The sequence below is a fragment of the Streptomyces sp. NPDC021115 genome (assembly GCF_044333065.1).
GTDB lineage: Bacteria > Actinomycetota > Actinomycetes > Streptomycetales > Streptomycetaceae > Streptomyces.
This window is the reverse complement of record NZ_JBIRQF010000008.1, coordinates 262,302-276,003: the sequence shown is the minus strand read 5'-3', so window position 1 is coordinate 276,003 and position 13,702 is coordinate 262,302. Positions and strand designations below refer to the sequence as shown.

15 protein-coding genes are annotated in these 13,702 nt (G+C 70.6%); 6 read left to right on the top strand and 9 right to left on the bottom strand.

Annotation, left to right across the window (positions count from 1 at the left end):
• The first annotated feature begins 40 nt into the window (after positions 1-40).
• Complete coding sequence (locus tag ACH4TL_RS25495; RefSeq protein ID WP_398318997.1) at positions 41-871, top strand: helix-turn-helix domain-containing protein; 831 nt, start codon at positions 41-43, stop codon at positions 869-871.
• A 6-nt stretch (positions 872-877) separates the two neighbouring features.
• On the opposite strand, the gene ACH4TL_RS25490 is transcribed toward ACH4TL_RS25495, so the two are convergent.
• Complete coding sequence (locus ACH4TL_RS25490; RefSeq protein ID WP_398319000.1) at positions 878-1,219, bottom strand: winged helix-turn-helix transcriptional regulator; 342 nt, start codon at positions 1,217-1,219, stop codon at positions 878-880.
• Positions 1,220-1,315: 96 nt separating this feature from the next.
• On the opposite strand from ACH4TL_RS25490, the gene ACH4TL_RS25485 reads away from it, so the two are divergent.
• Positions 1,316-2,194 carry an NAD(P)-dependent oxidoreductase gene (locus ACH4TL_RS25485; protein WP_398319003.1) on the top strand — a complete coding sequence of 293 codons (879 nt, stop codon included), beginning with the start codon at positions 1,316-1,318 and terminating at the stop codon, positions 2,192-2,194.
• Between the two features lie 12 nt (positions 2,195-2,206).
• On the opposite strand, the gene ACH4TL_RS25480 is transcribed toward ACH4TL_RS25485, so the two are convergent.
• On the bottom strand, positions 2,207-3,442 hold the full coding sequence (locus ACH4TL_RS25480) for an acyltransferase family protein (RefSeq protein ID WP_398319006.1): 1,236 nt from the start codon (positions 3,440-3,442) through the stop codon (positions 2,207-2,209).
• 382 nt (positions 3,443-3,824) lie between these two features.
• Here ACH4TL_RS25480 and ACH4TL_RS25475 point away from each other — a divergent pair, with 382 nt between their 5' ends.
• Entirely contained in the window at positions 3,825-4,187 is a 363-nt protein-coding gene (locus tag ACH4TL_RS25475) for a DUF6247 family protein (protein WP_398319009.1), read from the top strand.
• A gap of 174 nt (positions 4,188-4,361) precedes the next feature.
• Here ACH4TL_RS25475 and ACH4TL_RS25470 read toward each other — a convergent pair whose 3' ends face one another.
• Positions 4,362-4,571, bottom strand: a complete 210-nt coding sequence (locus ACH4TL_RS25470; protein ID WP_398319012.1) for a hypothetical protein — start codon at positions 4,569-4,571, stop codon at positions 4,362-4,364.
• Here ACH4TL_RS25470 and ACH4TL_RS25465 point away from each other — a divergent pair.
• Entirely contained in the window at positions 4,555-5,025 is a 471-nt protein-coding gene (locus tag ACH4TL_RS25465) for a DUF4142 domain-containing protein (protein ID WP_398319015.1), read from the top strand. The two genes, ACH4TL_RS25470 and ACH4TL_RS25465, sit on opposite strands and share 17 nt — an antisense overlap.
• Before the next feature lie 220 nt (positions 5,026-5,245).
• Here the strand turns inward: ACH4TL_RS25465 and ACH4TL_RS25460 are convergent, their stop codons facing one another.
• The 5 genes from ACH4TL_RS25460 to ACH4TL_RS25440 all read right to left on the bottom strand — a co-directional run bounded on the left by ACH4TL_RS25460 (position 5,246) and on the right by ACH4TL_RS25440 (position 10,329).
• The gene (locus ACH4TL_RS25460; protein ID WP_398319018.1) at positions 5,246-5,743 is read right to left on the bottom strand and encodes a hypothetical protein; all 498 of its coding nucleotides are present in this window, start codon (positions 5,741-5,743) and stop codon (positions 5,246-5,248) included.
• Between the two features lie 150 nt (positions 5,744-5,893).
• On the bottom strand, positions 5,894-6,532 hold the full coding sequence (locus tag ACH4TL_RS25455) for an MBL fold metallo-hydrolase (protein WP_398319021.1): 639 nt from the start codon (positions 6,530-6,532) through the stop codon (positions 5,894-5,896).
• Positions 6,533-6,555: 23 nt separating this feature from the next.
• The gene (locus ACH4TL_RS25450) at positions 6,556-7,641 is read right to left on the bottom strand and encodes an S-(hydroxymethyl)mycothiol dehydrogenase (RefSeq protein ID WP_398319024.1); all 1,086 of its coding nucleotides are present in this window, start codon (positions 7,639-7,641) and stop codon (positions 6,556-6,558) included.
• A gap of 136 nt (positions 7,642-7,777) precedes the next feature.
• Positions 7,778-9,397, bottom strand: coding sequence for a M4 family metallopeptidase (locus tag ACH4TL_RS25445; RefSeq protein ID WP_398319027.1), 1,620 nt, complete (start codon positions 9,395-9,397; stop codon positions 7,778-7,780).
• A 356-nt stretch (positions 9,398-9,753) separates the two neighbouring features.
• The gene (locus ACH4TL_RS25440; protein WP_398319030.1) at positions 9,754-10,329 is read right to left on the bottom strand and encodes a TerD family protein; all 576 of its coding nucleotides are present in this window, start codon (positions 10,327-10,329) and stop codon (positions 9,754-9,756) included.
• Positions 10,330-10,572: 243 nt separating this feature from the next.
• Between ACH4TL_RS25440 and arfB the strand changes: the two genes are divergently transcribed.
• Positions 10,573-11,001, top strand: a complete 429-nt coding sequence (gene arfB, locus ACH4TL_RS25435; protein WP_398319033.1) for an alternative ribosome rescue aminoacyl-tRNA hydrolase ArfB — start codon at positions 10,573-10,575, stop codon at positions 10,999-11,001.
• A 20-nt stretch (positions 11,002-11,021) separates the two neighbouring features.
• On the opposite strand, the gene ACH4TL_RS25430 is transcribed toward arfB, so the two are convergent.
• Positions 11,022-11,597 (bottom strand): flavin reductase family protein, encoded by a 576-nt coding sequence (locus ACH4TL_RS25430; RefSeq protein WP_398319036.1) that lies wholly within the window; start codon positions 11,595-11,597, stop codon positions 11,022-11,024.
• Between the two features lie 292 nt (positions 11,598-11,889).
• Between ACH4TL_RS25430 and cdgB the strand changes: the two genes are divergently transcribed.
• On the top strand, positions 11,890-13,605 hold the full coding sequence (cdgB, locus tag ACH4TL_RS25425; protein ID WP_398319039.1) for a diguanylate cyclase CdgB: 1,716 nt from the start codon (positions 11,890-11,892) through the stop codon (positions 13,603-13,605).
• Positions 13,606-13,702 lie beyond the last annotated feature (97 nt).

Below are 13,702 nucleotides of genomic sequence, written 5' to 3'. Positions count from 1 at the left end.
GGGCCAGGCACACCGCGAGGGGGCGCCTTACAGTCGGGACATGAGCGACGGTCCGAACCCGCTGGGCCAATTCGTGCGCGCCCGCCGCGAGCTCGTCACGCCTGAACAGGCCGGTATCCCCGCCTTCGGGCCGCGTCGGGTACCGGGTCTGCGGCGGGAGGAGGTCGCGATGCTCGCGGGCATCAGCGCCGACTACTACCTGCGGCTGGAGCAAGGCCGCGACCGCAACCCCTCCGCGCAGGTACTGGAATCCCTTGCCCGGGTGCTGCGGCTCGACGACGACGCTACGGCGCATCTGTTGCGGCTCGGCGCCGGCAGACCCCGACGGCGTCGGGAACGGGCCCCGGAGGAGATCGTTCCGGAGGGCATCGGCAAGCTCGTCGGCACGCTGCCGCTGCCCGCGTACGTCGAGGGCCGCTGCTTCGACGTACTCGCCGCCAACGCGTTGGCGACCGCGCTGTCGCCGCGGCTGGTGGCGGGGGCCAACCGGTTGCGGGACCTGTTTCTCGACCCCGCCGAGCAGGCCCTCTATCCGGACTGGGAGAACGCCACCGCCGGGCTGGTCGCCGGATTCCGCGAGTCCGTCGGCACCTACACGGACGACCCCCGGTTCATCGAGCTGGTCGGCGAACTCTCGCTCGCCAGCCCGCGCTTCAGCCGACTCTGGGCCCGTCACGATGTGCGGGTGTGCGAGGGCGCGCCCCTGCGCATCGATCACCCTCAGGTCGGCGGGCTGCTCCTGAACCGCGAGAGGTTGGGGGTCGGCGGTACGGCCGGGCAGATGCTCGTCGTCCATCACCCGGACCCGGGCGGCGACAGCGCCGACAAGCTGGCGCTCCTCGCCTCCGCCGTGCGGACGCCGACACGTTGAAAGGAGTCAGTCGTGGCGGGCGCCGTGGAGGATGTTCTCCCGGCCCCAGGCGCCGAGCGGGGCCAGGGCCTCGTTGAGCGAGGTGCCGCGCGGGGTCAGCGAGTACTCGACGCGCGGCGGGACCTCGTCGTACACCTCGCGGTGCACGATGCCGTCCAGCTCCAGCTCCCGCAGCTGGTCGGTGAGCACCTTCTCGGTGATCCCGGGCAGCCCCCTGCGCAGTTCGCCGAAGCGGTGCGGGCGGACGTCGAGGGCCCAGAGGATCAGGACTTTCCACTTGCCGCCGATCACATCCATCGCGGCGTCGATACCGCATTCGTACGAGCCCGGTCTGCGCGTGGTCCGCATGCCCGCCCCCTCCACCTCGTCGCTTACCTCGGGGTAACTACCCACTTCACAGTGGGTACTTGAGTATCCCAGTGCACGGCGACGAGCCTGGGCCGCATGACACATGACACGAAGAGGATCACCGTGCTCGGCCTCGGCGCGATGGGTGCCGCGATGGCTCGGGCGTGGCTGTACGCGGGGTACGAGGTGACCGTCTGGAACCGCACCGCGAGCCGTGCCGAGCCGCTGGCCGCCGAGGGGGCGACGGTGGCGGCGACGGCTGGTGAAGCGGTGGCCGGGGGCGGGCTGGTGGTGGTCTGCCTGCTCGACGACGCCTCGGTGGGGCTCGTGCTCGACGGGGTCGGACTGGGTGGCAAGGACCTGGTCAACGTCACCACGAGCACGCCCGGACAGGCGCGGGAGCGGGCGGAGTGGGCGGGCGCGCGCGGCGCGCGTTATCTGGACGGCGGGGTCATGGCCGTGCCGCCGATGATCGGGGTCGCGGATTCCGGTGCGTACGTCTTCTACAGCGGGTCGCCCGAGCTGTTCGCGGCCCACCGCGACGCGCTGGCCGTCCCGGCGGCCACCCGGTACGTCGGCGCGGACCCCGGGTCGGCCGCGCTGCACGATGTGGCGCTGCTGAGCGCCATGACCGGCATGTTCGCCGGGGTGTCGCACGCCTTCGCGCTGATGCGCGCCGATGCGGGGGAGTTCGTACCGCGGGAGTTCGCGGCGCTGCTCATCGAATGGCTCACCGCCATGGCCCCGTACGCGAACGGGGTCGCCACGCACCTGGAGACCGGCGACTACACCCTGGGCGTGACGTCGAACCTCGCCATGATGGTGGAGGGCAACGGGACGCTGCTGCGTACGGCTGCGGAGCAGGGCGTCAGCGCGGAGTTGCTGAGCCCCTTCATGGGGTTGATGGAACGCCGCCTCGCCGCGGGACACGGCGACGAGGGCACCACGGGGGTGATCGATCTCCTGCTGCGCTGATGGGGGAGCAGGTCAGGCCGCGCGGCCGAACGAGCGGAGTCGGGTGAACGAGGACTCCAGCCCGCGCTTCAGCAGGCGCGCCGCCGGGCGTTCCACGAAGCGGTGCACCAGCCAGGCCAGGACCAGGAAGCCCGCGATGACGAGGGCGATGAGCAGACGGGGGTCCATGGTGTCGTGCAGCCGGTTGATCAGCGCCACGCCCGCGACGTAGTGCATCAGGTAGAGCGGGTACGTCAGACAGCCCGCGGTGACCAGCCACTTCCAGCGGATGCGGTCGGTGTAGCCGAGCGCGACGGCCACCATGACGAGCAGGAACACCGTGAAGATCACGACGGCGCCGCGCCAGCTGGAGACGTCCTCGTACGCGACCCGCATCGCCAGCTCGCGCTGGCCCATCAGCCACGCCATGGCGAGGATGCCCCAGAGCAGCAGGTCCTGGCCGAAGCGGTGCATGAGGTAGAGGGCGAGGCCCGCGATGAAGTACCAGGCGCCGCTCGGGTCGGCCGCCAGGACCAGCAGCGGGAACTTGGACACCGGCGCGAGCATCGCGGCCGCGCCCCATGCGCAGCAGAAGACGACGACCCTGCGGTAGGTCAGGCCCATGGCGACCACGACCATGAAGAGGAGGTAGAACCTCAGCTCCGACCAGAGGGTCCAGTAGACGATGTCGACGTCCGGCACGTTGGAGCCCGACTGGAGCATGGTGAAGTTGAGCAGGATGTCCCGCCCGGGGGGCCGCTCCCATACGCCCGGAAGGGCGATCATGGCGGCGGTGGTGAAGGCGATGCCCACCCAGTACGCGGGGTAGAGGCGGATCACGCGCGAGACGAAGAAGTCCTTCGGGGTGCGGCCCCAGCACGACATGCAGATGACGAAGCCGCTGATGACGAAGAAGATCTCCACGCCGATCCAGCCGAAGGACGCGAAGTGGAACAGCGTGGGCATGATCTCGGAGGCCGGACGGTCCCAGATCGCGTTGCCAGGCTGATTGGCCCGGTTGGTCCCGGCGTAGTGGTGCACGGCCACCATGAGCGCGGCGACGAGACGGATGCCGTCGATGACGTACAGCCGGGGGCGGGCCCGCGGGACGGTGAGGACTCTACGGGCCGGGCTACGGGCCGGGGCCGTTCGGGCCGGGGCCGCCTCCCGCGGCGGCGGGGTGCTGCTCGCGCGCTCGGCCACGGCGACGCCACCGTGTCCGGGGGAGTCGACGGTCGGGGGAAGCGGCTGCTGAAACCTGCCCTGCATCAGACCTGCGTCATCCTCACGAGGGGGAAACGGCGGAACCTCGGGCGCGACGGCCACGGACGCCTCACGCTACGTCCCTCGCAACCCGTCAGAGCCGGACAGACGGCGGCAATTCGGATGGCGCGGTGCCGTCGTTCCAGAAACTCTCCTGGATGCGCCGCGCAGTGTTCTCCGGCGCTTCACTCGCTCCGCCGGAGCGGGGCCCACCGGGCGTGGGTGCGGTCGGTTCTGGCGTGAGTGGGCGGAGAGGCGTCAAGGGCGGGCGGTTGTGGTCCGAGATGGTGCCTCATTGATCGATAGAGGTCAGAGGCGCGTGGTGGGTGGAGTGCGGGCGTAGGCTCGCGCACGGCGATCGCTTGATGGTGTGTCAGGAGATTTGGTGATGACCGTGCAGTCCTCTGGCCAGGACGGGCCCCTGATCCCGATGCCGGTACTTACCCCGTCGGCGCTGCGCGCCGCAGTCGCTCAGATCGCCCCCGGGGAGTTGCCGACCTTCGTCGAGCATCTGGACCGGGCGGTCGAGCAGGCCGCCCGGAACGGCACGATCGCTCCGTTGCGTACCTTCCTGCAGTGGTGGGGCGAGTTCGTCGCGATCCAGCGCTACCCGGCCCGTGCCGCGCGGCTGCGGGAGCTGGAGGTCGTGGCGGAGGAGGCGACGGACCGGGAGTCGCTGGGGTCTGCGCTGGCCGAGATGCGGCAGATCATGGACGCGGCACACCGGGAGACGCCCGCCGTGGGGCGGTAGCCGCGCGGCCGAAAAGGCTTGTGGGCGGGGGAGTGTAGGGGGAATCGGCGGGCGGGGTGGGGGCTTTTGTGCACTCCTGACGAACGCAGTTTTTTGCAGCAGGCAAAGTTTAGTGTTTCGCGTACTCCCAGCACCCCCACCAGGAGGCACGATGACAACGCATGGGCGCAGTAGTCACGGAGCGTCGAACCGCAGCCGCATGATCGCCGTGGGGGTCGCCCTGACGGCGGTGGTCGCGGGGGCGGGGATCTGGGTGTCCCAGGCGGACAGCGGGGGAAGCCAGTCCGTGACGGACAGCGGGATGCCGTCCGCGCAGGGTGGTGTGGGAGCCGCCGCGGCGGGCGCGCAGGCGGCGAATTCGGGGCCGATGAGTGAGCTGGACAAGACGTTCCTGGTCAAGGTCCGGCAGGCCGGGCTGTGGGAGATCCCGGCCGGGCGGATGGCGCAGAGCCAGGCGTCGAGCGAGGCGATCAAGCGGGCCGGGATGCATCTGCTCGAGGGGCACAGCAAGCTCGACCAGCTGGTGCGCGAGGACGCGAAGGCGCTGTCCTCGTCCATACCGGATGAGGCCTCGGCCGAACAGCAGGAGTGGGTCCAGCAGTTGAAGGCCGCCGACGGCGAGAAGTTCGACCAGCTCTTCGTGGATCTGCTGCGCGCCTCGCACGGGAAGATCTTCATCACCATCGGCGAGGTCCGCGCCGCCACCAAGAATCATCTGGTCCGGCGGCTGGCACAGGTGACCAACGATACCGTGATGGACCACATGACGGTGTTGGAGGACACCGGGTTGGTGACGGACGCGGTGCTGGACGATGTCGGGGCCAGCGTGCCGAAGTAGTGCGCGGGGTGGCTTTTCCCCCACCCCGCCCCTTCCCGAAACCGGGGGCAAGCCCCCGGCCCCCGATGCGGGGCTCCGCCCCGGGGCCGGTGCGGGCGCCGGGTGGGGTGTTGCGCAGTCCCGGGTGCCGGTGGTCGGCTCAGGGGCGGGGGGCATTGGGTCAGGGGACATGCGGTCAGCCTCCGACTTCAACCTTGGTTCAGGTCAAGGGGGCGGGGAGTCACACGCGGGGGTAGCGGGACTGGAGGTCCCAGACGGCCGGGTTGTCGCCCAGGCCCTCGTGCATATCGGTGAGGTCGGCGATCAGGTCCTGGAGGAAGTCGCGGGCCTCACGGCGCAGTGCGGAGTGCTGGAAGGTCAGCGGCGCCTCTTCGAGCGGCACCCAGTCGGCGGTGATGTCCACCCAGCCGAAGCGGCGCTCGAAGAGCATGCGGTCGGTCGACTCGGTGAAGTCCAGCTCCTCGTGGAGGCGCCGGGCGGACCGGCTGCCGAGCGGGTCGCGGTCGAGCCGTTCCACGATGTCGCACAGCGCCCAGGCGAAGTCGAGCACCGGAACCCATCCCCAGGCTGTGGACAGTTCGCGGTCGGCCGCGGTGTCGGCGAGATAGACGTCGCCGCAGAACAGATCGTGGCGCAGCGCGCGCACGTCCGCGCTCCGGTAGTCCGTCTGCGGCGGGTCCGGGAAGCGGCGGGAGAGGGAGTAGCCCAGGTCGATCACGGGGTCGATGGTGTCATGGGGGATCGGGCCCGTACGGGGGAGGGCGCCGCGGGCCGGGTGGGGCCCGCGGCGCCGCCGTTCGAACCGTTCAGTGCCCGCGGCGCCGCCGTTCGAACCGTTCAGTGCCCGCGGCGCCCCCGCTCGAACCGCTCAGTGGCCGCGCGCGATCCACTCGTCCAGGTGCGGCGCCTCGTCCGCGATCAGCGTCGGGTCGCCGTGTCCGGTGCGGACGACGGTCTGCGGGGGCAGGGCGAACAGCCGCTCCCGGATGGACTCGATGATCGTCTCGAACGAGGAGTACGAGCGCCCGGTGGCGCCCGGGCCGCCCTGGAAGAGGGTGTCCCCGGAGAACACGGTGGTCAGGGCGGGGGCGTGCAGACAGACCGCGCCGGGGGAGTGGCCGGGGGTGTGCAGGACGCGCAGCTGCGTACCGCCGACGGTCAGCACGTCGCCGTCGGCCAGCGGCTTGTCCGGGGCGCGGTCGGGGTGGCGCATCCGCCACAGCACCTCGTCGTCGGGGTGCAGCAGGATCGGGGCGCCGGTGCGGTCGGCGAGGGCCGGGGCTGCGTCGATGTGGTCGTCGTGGCCGTGGGTGCAGATGATGCCGAGCAGTCGGCGGTCGCCGATGGCCTCGGCGATCGCGTCCGCGTCGTGGGCTGCGTCGATGACGTACACCTCGTGGTCGTCGCCGACGAGCCAGACGTTGTTGTCGACGTCCCAGGTGCCGCCGTCCAGCGAGAAGGTGCCGGAGGTGACCAGATGGTCGATGCGTACGGGGGGAGGGGTCATCGCGGTGTCACCACCAGGGGTCATCAGAGCATCACCACCGAGCGCAGGACGTCGCCACGGTGCATCTTGTCGAACGCCGCCTCGATGTCGTCGAGCCCGATGGTCTCGCTGACGAAGGCGTCGAGGTCGAGCCGTCCCTGCTGGTAGAGGTCGATCAGCAGGGGGAAGTCGCGGGACGGCAGACAGTCCCCGTACCAGGAGGACTTGAGGGCGCCGCCGCGTCCGAAGACGTCGATCAGCGGCAGCTCCAGCTTCATGTCCGGGGTGGGCACGCCGACCAGGACGACGGTCCCGGCCAGGTCACGGGCGTAGAACGCCTGCCGGTACGTCTCGGGGCGGCCGACCGCCTCGATCACCACGTCCGCGCCGTTGCCGTCGGTGAGTTCGCGGACGGCCTCGACCACGTCGGTGTTCTTGCCGTTGACGGTGTGGGTGGCGCCGAGCGAGCGGGCCTGCTCCAGCTTCCGGTCGTCCACGTCCACCGCGATGATCTTCGCGGCCCCGGCGAGCCGGGAACCGGCGATCGAGGCGCCGCCGACTCCGCCGCAGCCGATGACCGCGACCGCGTCGCCGCGGCCGACGTTGCCGGTGTTGATGGCGGCGCCGATTCCGGCCATGATCCCGCAGCCGAGCAGCCCCGCGGCGGCCGGCGAGGCGGCCGGGTCGACCTTGGTGCACTGACCGGCCGCGACCAGCGTCTTCTCGGCGAACGCGCCGATGCCGAGCGCCGGGGACAGGGCGGTGCCGTCGGTGAGCGTCATGGGCTGGGACGCGTTGTGCGTGGCGAAGCAGTACCAGGGGCGGCCGCGGCGACAGGCCCGGCACTGGCCGCACACCGCGCGCCAGTTGAGGATGACGTAGTCGCCGGGGGCCACCTCGGTGACGCCGTCCCCGACGGACTCCACGACGCCCGCCGCCTCGTGCCCGAGGAGGAACGGGAACTCGTCGTTGATGCCGCCTTCCCGGTAGTGAAGATCGGTGTGGCAGACGCCGCACGCCTGGACCTTCACCACCGCCTCGCCGGGTCCGGGGTCCGGCACCACGATCGTCTCGATCCGGACCTGTTCGCCTCTGCCGGGGGCCACCACGCCGCGTACGTGTTGAGTCATGGGAGCAGCGTAAGGGCCGATCAGCGGCTACGGCAGGAACTCCGGGCGACCGGACAAAGCGCGCATCGGGCCGCACCGGCGTCGCCGGTGCGGCCCGTTCCGCTTACTTCACTTCAGGTCTGCTCCGCGTCGTACGTCACTTCACGTTGATCGCGGTCCAGGTGGCGGCGACCGTGTTGTACTCGGTGCTGCTCGCCCCGTACAGGTCGCGCGCGGCGTTGAGGGTCGCGGTGCGGGCCTGGGCGTACTTGCTGGTGGAGGTGAGGTACGTGGTCAGGGCCTTGTACCAGATCTTGATGGCCTTGTCCCGGCCGATGCCGGTGATCTTCGAGCCGTCGTACGTCGGGCTGTTGTAGCTCACGCCGTTGATGGTCTTCGCGCCGCTGCCCTCGGACAGCAGGTAGAAGAAGTGGTTGGCGGGCCCGGAGGAGTAGTGGACGTCGACGTTGCCGAGGGTCGAGGACCAGTAGTCCTTGGAGGCGCCGTCCTTGCTCGGCTTGTCCTGGTAGCGCAGCGGGGTGCCGTCGCCGTTGATGTTGATCTTCTCGCCGATGAGGTAGTCACCGGGGTCGGAGGAGTTGCCGGAGTAGAACTCCACGGCGGTGGCCATGATGTCCGAGGTGGCCTCGTTGAGGCCCCCGGACTCGCCGCTGTAGTTGAGGTTGGCGGTGGCGGCGGTGACGCCGTGGCTCATCTCGTGGCCGGCCACGTCCATCGCGGTGAGCGGGTTGGAGTTGCCGGAGCCGTCGCCGTAGGTCATGCAGAAGCAGGAGTCCTGCCAGAAGGCGTTGACGTAGCTGTTGCCGTAGTGGACGCGGGAGTACGAGCCCACGCCGTTGTTCTTGATGCCGTTGCGGCCCAGGAAGTTCTTGTAGAAGTCCCAGGTCTCGGCGGCGCCGTAGTGCGCGTCGACCCCGGCGGTCTGGCGGCCGCCGCCCCAGACGTCGTCGGCGTCGGTGTAGAGGGTGCCGGTGCCCGACGAACCCTGGTTCAGGTCGTACGTCTTGTGGTTGCCGCGGGTGGCGTCGGTGAGGCTGTAGGTCGAACCGCTCTTGGTGGTGCCGAGGGTGACCGTGCCGCTGTACTTGCTGGTGCCGGTGCCGGTCTCGACGGCCTCGTTCTCGGCCAGCTTCTTGCCGGTCGCGGCGTCGGTGATGACGTGCAGCTCGCTGGGCGTGCCGTCCTTCTGGGTGCCGGTGACGACGGTCTCCCAGGCCAGCACGGGCTTGCCGCTCTCGGCCCAGACCACCTTGCGCGGCGACTTGGCCTTCTCGCCGGAGTCGGACGCGGTCGCGGCCTTCAGCGCGGCCTTGGAGGCGGCGGAGGCGGACACCGCGGCGTCCGTGCCGGACACGGCTATCTTCGCGCTGGTCGCCTTGGTGACGGTGCGGGCGCCGCTGGGCTTCTCGTGGACGACCAGGTCGCCGCCGAGGACGGGCAGCCCGTCGTAGGTGCGCTCGTAGCGGGTGTGCACGGTTCCGTCGGCGTCCTTGATGACGTCGCGGACGAGGAGCTTCTCCTTGGCCCCGAGCCCCAGGTGGTCGGCCTGGGCGGAGGCATCGGCCTGCGCCGCCTTGATGGAGGCGGTGCGCTCCGCGGGGGTCAGCTGGAGCGCGGTCGCGCCCGCCTCCCGGGAGTTGTCCGGCTGGGCGGTGGCCGAGCCGGTCTGGACGCCGATGACGACCATGGCGGCGGAGGCGACGAACGCCGCCGCGCGGATGGCCTGCTTGCGGGGAGAGGAAGCGTGAGGTCTCACTCGGTCTCCTTGCTGAGGGGCCGCGGGATCGCGGCCCGTGTAGGGGGTGCGGACAGCCGTGGGTGGACTGCCCGGTCGAGCAGGAGTGGTGCGTGAGGTGCACATGCGAACCAGGGCCTACCGCGGAGTCAGGTGCCTCACGTGGCGAGCCGAGCAGAGATTGTCATCGAACGATTCGTTCTGACAGGTGCGTAACAAGAATTTGACCGTTCGTTATTCAAGCAGGGCAAATTTCGGTCACTCAGGCATAGCGGGGAAATGTCTGGTTGATAAACGGTTGTCGTGAAAAACGGCGAGGGCCGCCCCCTTGAGTGGGGGCGGCCCTCGCCGCGTGCAGCGCTGACGCGCTGGGAACCTCAGACGTTGACGCCGAAGTCCTGCGCGATGCCGACCAGGCCCGAGGCGTAGCCCTGGCCGACGGCGCGGAACTTCCACTCCGCGCCGTTGCGGTACAGCTCGCCGAAGACCATGGCGGTCTCGGTGGCGGCGTCCTCGCTCAGGTCGTAGCGGGCGATCTCGGTGCCACCGGCCTGGTTGACGATACGGATGAACGCGTTCCGCACCTGGCCGAAGTTCTGGCTGCGCGACTCGGCGTCGTAGATCGAGACCGGGAAGACGATCTTCTCGATGTCGGCGGGCAGGGCCGCCAGGTTGACGTTGATCTGCTCGTCGTCGCCCTCGCCCTGACCGGTCACGTTGTCACCGGTGTGGACGATGGACTGGTCCGGGGTCGCCTTGTTGTTGAAGAACACGAAGTGCTGGTCGGAGTAGACCTTGCCGTTCGTGTTGACGGCGATGGCGCTCGCGTCCAGGTCGAAGTCGGTGCCCGTGGTGGTGCGGACGTCCCAGCCGAGGCCGACCGTGACGGCGGTCAGGCCCGGTGCCTCCTTGGTGAGCGAGACGTTGCCGCCCTTGGACAGGCTTACAGCCATGGGGAGTCCCTTTCGTGGTCTCGATGGTTCCAGGCGGCGGGCTTCGTCCTTGTGGCTTCGGGCGAAGTCGCCGTCATCCTCCACAACGCCGTCAGGGCACCGGCAGGTTCCAGGAACCTTTACTTTCTTTGCCAAACCCTGATGGGGGTCTCCCGGCGGCCCCTCGCCCCCGGAGAACCCGCGCCTCCCGGGCCCCGGCAAAACGGGATGACGGCACGGGGGTCGGCAGGTGACCATGGAGCCATGTCCGGGCCCCATGTCATCCGCGGTTCGGTCTCCCTGCCGGAGGCCGAGCTGATCTGGCGTTTCTCCCGGTCGTCCGGGCCCGGCGGACAGCACGTCAATACGAGCGACACCGCCGTCGAGCTCCGCTTCGACCTCGCCGCCACCGACGCGCTGCCGCCGGTGTGGAAGGAGCGCGCGCTGGAGCGGCTGGCCGCGCGGCTGGTCGACGGGGTGCTGACCGTACGGGCGTCCGAGCACCGTTCCCAGTGGCGCAACCGCGAGACGGCCGCCGTCCGGCTCGCCTCGCTGCTCGCGGAGGCGAGCGCGCCGCCGCCCAGGCCGCGCCGCAAGACCCGCATCCCGCGCGGCATCAACGAGCGGCGGCTGCGGGAGAAGAAGCGGCGGGGCGACACCAAGCGCGGCCGTTCGGGCCGCGACTGGGGCTGAGTCCGGCCTCGTCGGCCGGACTATTCGAGCGTGCGGTAGCGGCCGCGGTAGTACATCAGCGGTCCGCCCTCCGTGCTCGGCGTCGTCGCCGCCAGCACCCGGCCGACGACCAGGTTGTGGTCCCCGGCCGTCACCCGCTGCTCGGTGTGGCACTCAAGCGTTGCCAGCGCGCCGGTGACCAGCGGAGCGCCCGACGCCGCACCGCGGGTCACCGGCATGTCCGCGAACAGCAGCCGGTCGCTGATGCGCCCCTTCATGGCGAATCGTCCCGCTGTGGTCCGCTGACTCTCCGACAGCACCGACACCGCCCAGAGCGGCTGTCGTTCGAGCAGCTCGTCCAGTCGGGAGCCGTTGCGAACGCTCACCATCACGAGCGGCGGGTCAAGTGACACCGACATGAAAGCGGTGGCCGTCATACCGACGTCCTCGCCGCTCGGCCCCTCTTCCGGGTCGTGCGCGGTCACCAGCACCACGCCCGCCGCGAGTCGCGACAGGGCGGCGCGGAAGTCGTCCTCACTCACCCCACCAGCATGCGGGACGGCGGGCCCGGCCGGGTCGGCGGGAGGGGCGGGGGCGGAAGGCGTCGTCTGGAACACGTTCTACACGCTAGCCGCGACGCACCCACCGCACATCGGGCCACCGGACCACTGCGGACGTAGGTCTCGGGCCGTAGGCGGCCCGCTTGCGGAATTTGCTTATCGAAAAAGTAGGAGCGCTCCCACGCGGTGCTGATGGGCCACGAACACGGTCTGTGACATGAGTCACAGCAGCCAGTAATTGTTGACCCTGTGTACCGGGTGGGCAGCTCGCTGTGATTCAGTGGCCGTTGGCAATCGGACGACAAAGGAAGCCAGGAGTTGCTGTCGAGGTCTCGGGGGAGTGCGAGCGATGGAGGCCGAGTCGGAGCCCTATATCCGCCTTGCGACCCTGCGACAGCTGCATCAGGTGGTCGCCGACCTGAACACCGCGCGCAGTCTCGCCGACACGCTTCAGACCGTCGCTGACGGCGTCATAGCCGGGCTCGGCTACGAGCTGTCGGCCGTCAACCTGGTCCGCCCTGACGGTGATCTCGTGGTCGCCGCCGTGGGCGGCAGCGCGGGCGCCGAGGCGCTGATGGCCGGGCGGGTCGGCTCCCGCGCCTCCTGGGACCGCAGGCTGTCGATGGGCGACCGCTGGGGCGATCTGCGCTTCATCCCGCACACCGAGGGCTGGGTCCTCGACGATGACGACGTGCCGCAGTGGCACACCCCGGGTCCCGCGCCCCGCTTCGCCGACGAGTGGCACCCCATGGACCGCCTGCTCGCGCCCCTGTACGCGGCGGGCGCCTCCGGCGGCGAGCTGATAGGCGTGCTCTCCGTCGACAAACCGCGCAATGGGCGCCGCCCCGGCGCATGGGGACGCGAGGCGTTGCAGATGTACGCCTTCCATGCCGCCATCGCGATCGGAAACGCCCGGCTGCGCGGCAACATGCAGCGGGCCCTGCTGCGCCTGGAGCGCGAGCAGCAGGCCCTCCGGGCCAGTGAGGAATCCTTCCGCCAGGCGTTCGAATATGCCCCCAGCGGCATGGCCATCGCCGAGATGGGCGGCGATCAGCACGGTCATCTGCTGCGCACCAACGACGCCCTGTGCCGCCTGCTGGGCCGCCCCGCCTCGGCGATGCGCCGCTACTCGTTCGCCGACCTCGTCCACCCCGAGGACATCGGCACCCTGCTGCGCACCTCCCACGAGGGCGGCCGCTCCGAGCTGCGGCTCGCCCGCCGGGACGGCTCGTTCGTCTGGGTTTCGCTGCGCAACTCGGTGGTCGCCGACGCCGCCGACGGGCCGCGCTTCCTGCTCACCCACGTCGAGGACATCGAGGAGCGCAAGCGCCATGAGCTGGCCCTCGCCCACCGCGCCAGCCATGACTCGCTGACCGGCCTGCCCAACAGCGCCGAGCTGCGCGCCCGCCTCGGCGGCAGGCTGTGCGCCCATCCGCCGCCGGGCGGCCGTGCGGAGTTCACCGACGGGCCGCAAGGGGACGGGCCGCAGGGGGCGGGCGCCGCGGAGGCCGGCGACGCGGCGACGCTGGCCGCGGGCGGCTTCGTGTACGGCTTCGACCAGTTCGAGAGCTTCGGCTCGCCGCCCCCGCCCGCCGCGGGCGGCGTCCCGTTCGACCACCATGTGCACACCTTCGCGCCCAACGAGGACGACGACGTCGACGACGGCCACAAGGGGCTCGCGGTCCTCTTCTGCGACCTCGACGGCTTCAAGTCGATCAACGACCGGTTCGGCCACCACGCGGGTGACGCGGTCCTCATCGAGGTCGCCCGCCGCCTCACCAGCGGGGTGCGGGACGGCGACACCGTCGCCCGGCTCGGCGGTGACGAGTTCGTCGTCCTCGCCGACGGCCTCGGCCGGGCGGACGCCAAGGACCTGGCCGTCCGGCTGCGCAACGCGATCCTGCCGCCCATCCGGGTCGACGGCCGCGCGGTGCGGGTGGGGGCCAGTTTCGGGATCGGCTGGGCGGGCTGCGGCATGTCGGCCGAGGAGGTCCTGCACTCCGCCGACCAGCGCATGTACGTCGAGAAGCGGTCCCGCTCGAAGGAGCGCAGACGGGCCGGGTGAGGGCCGGGCGGGCCGCGTCAGGGACGGGCGGCAGCCTGCCCCGCTCCGATCGGGGTACGCTGCGTCGATGCGGCCCTGCCGCCGACAGTGAACCGAT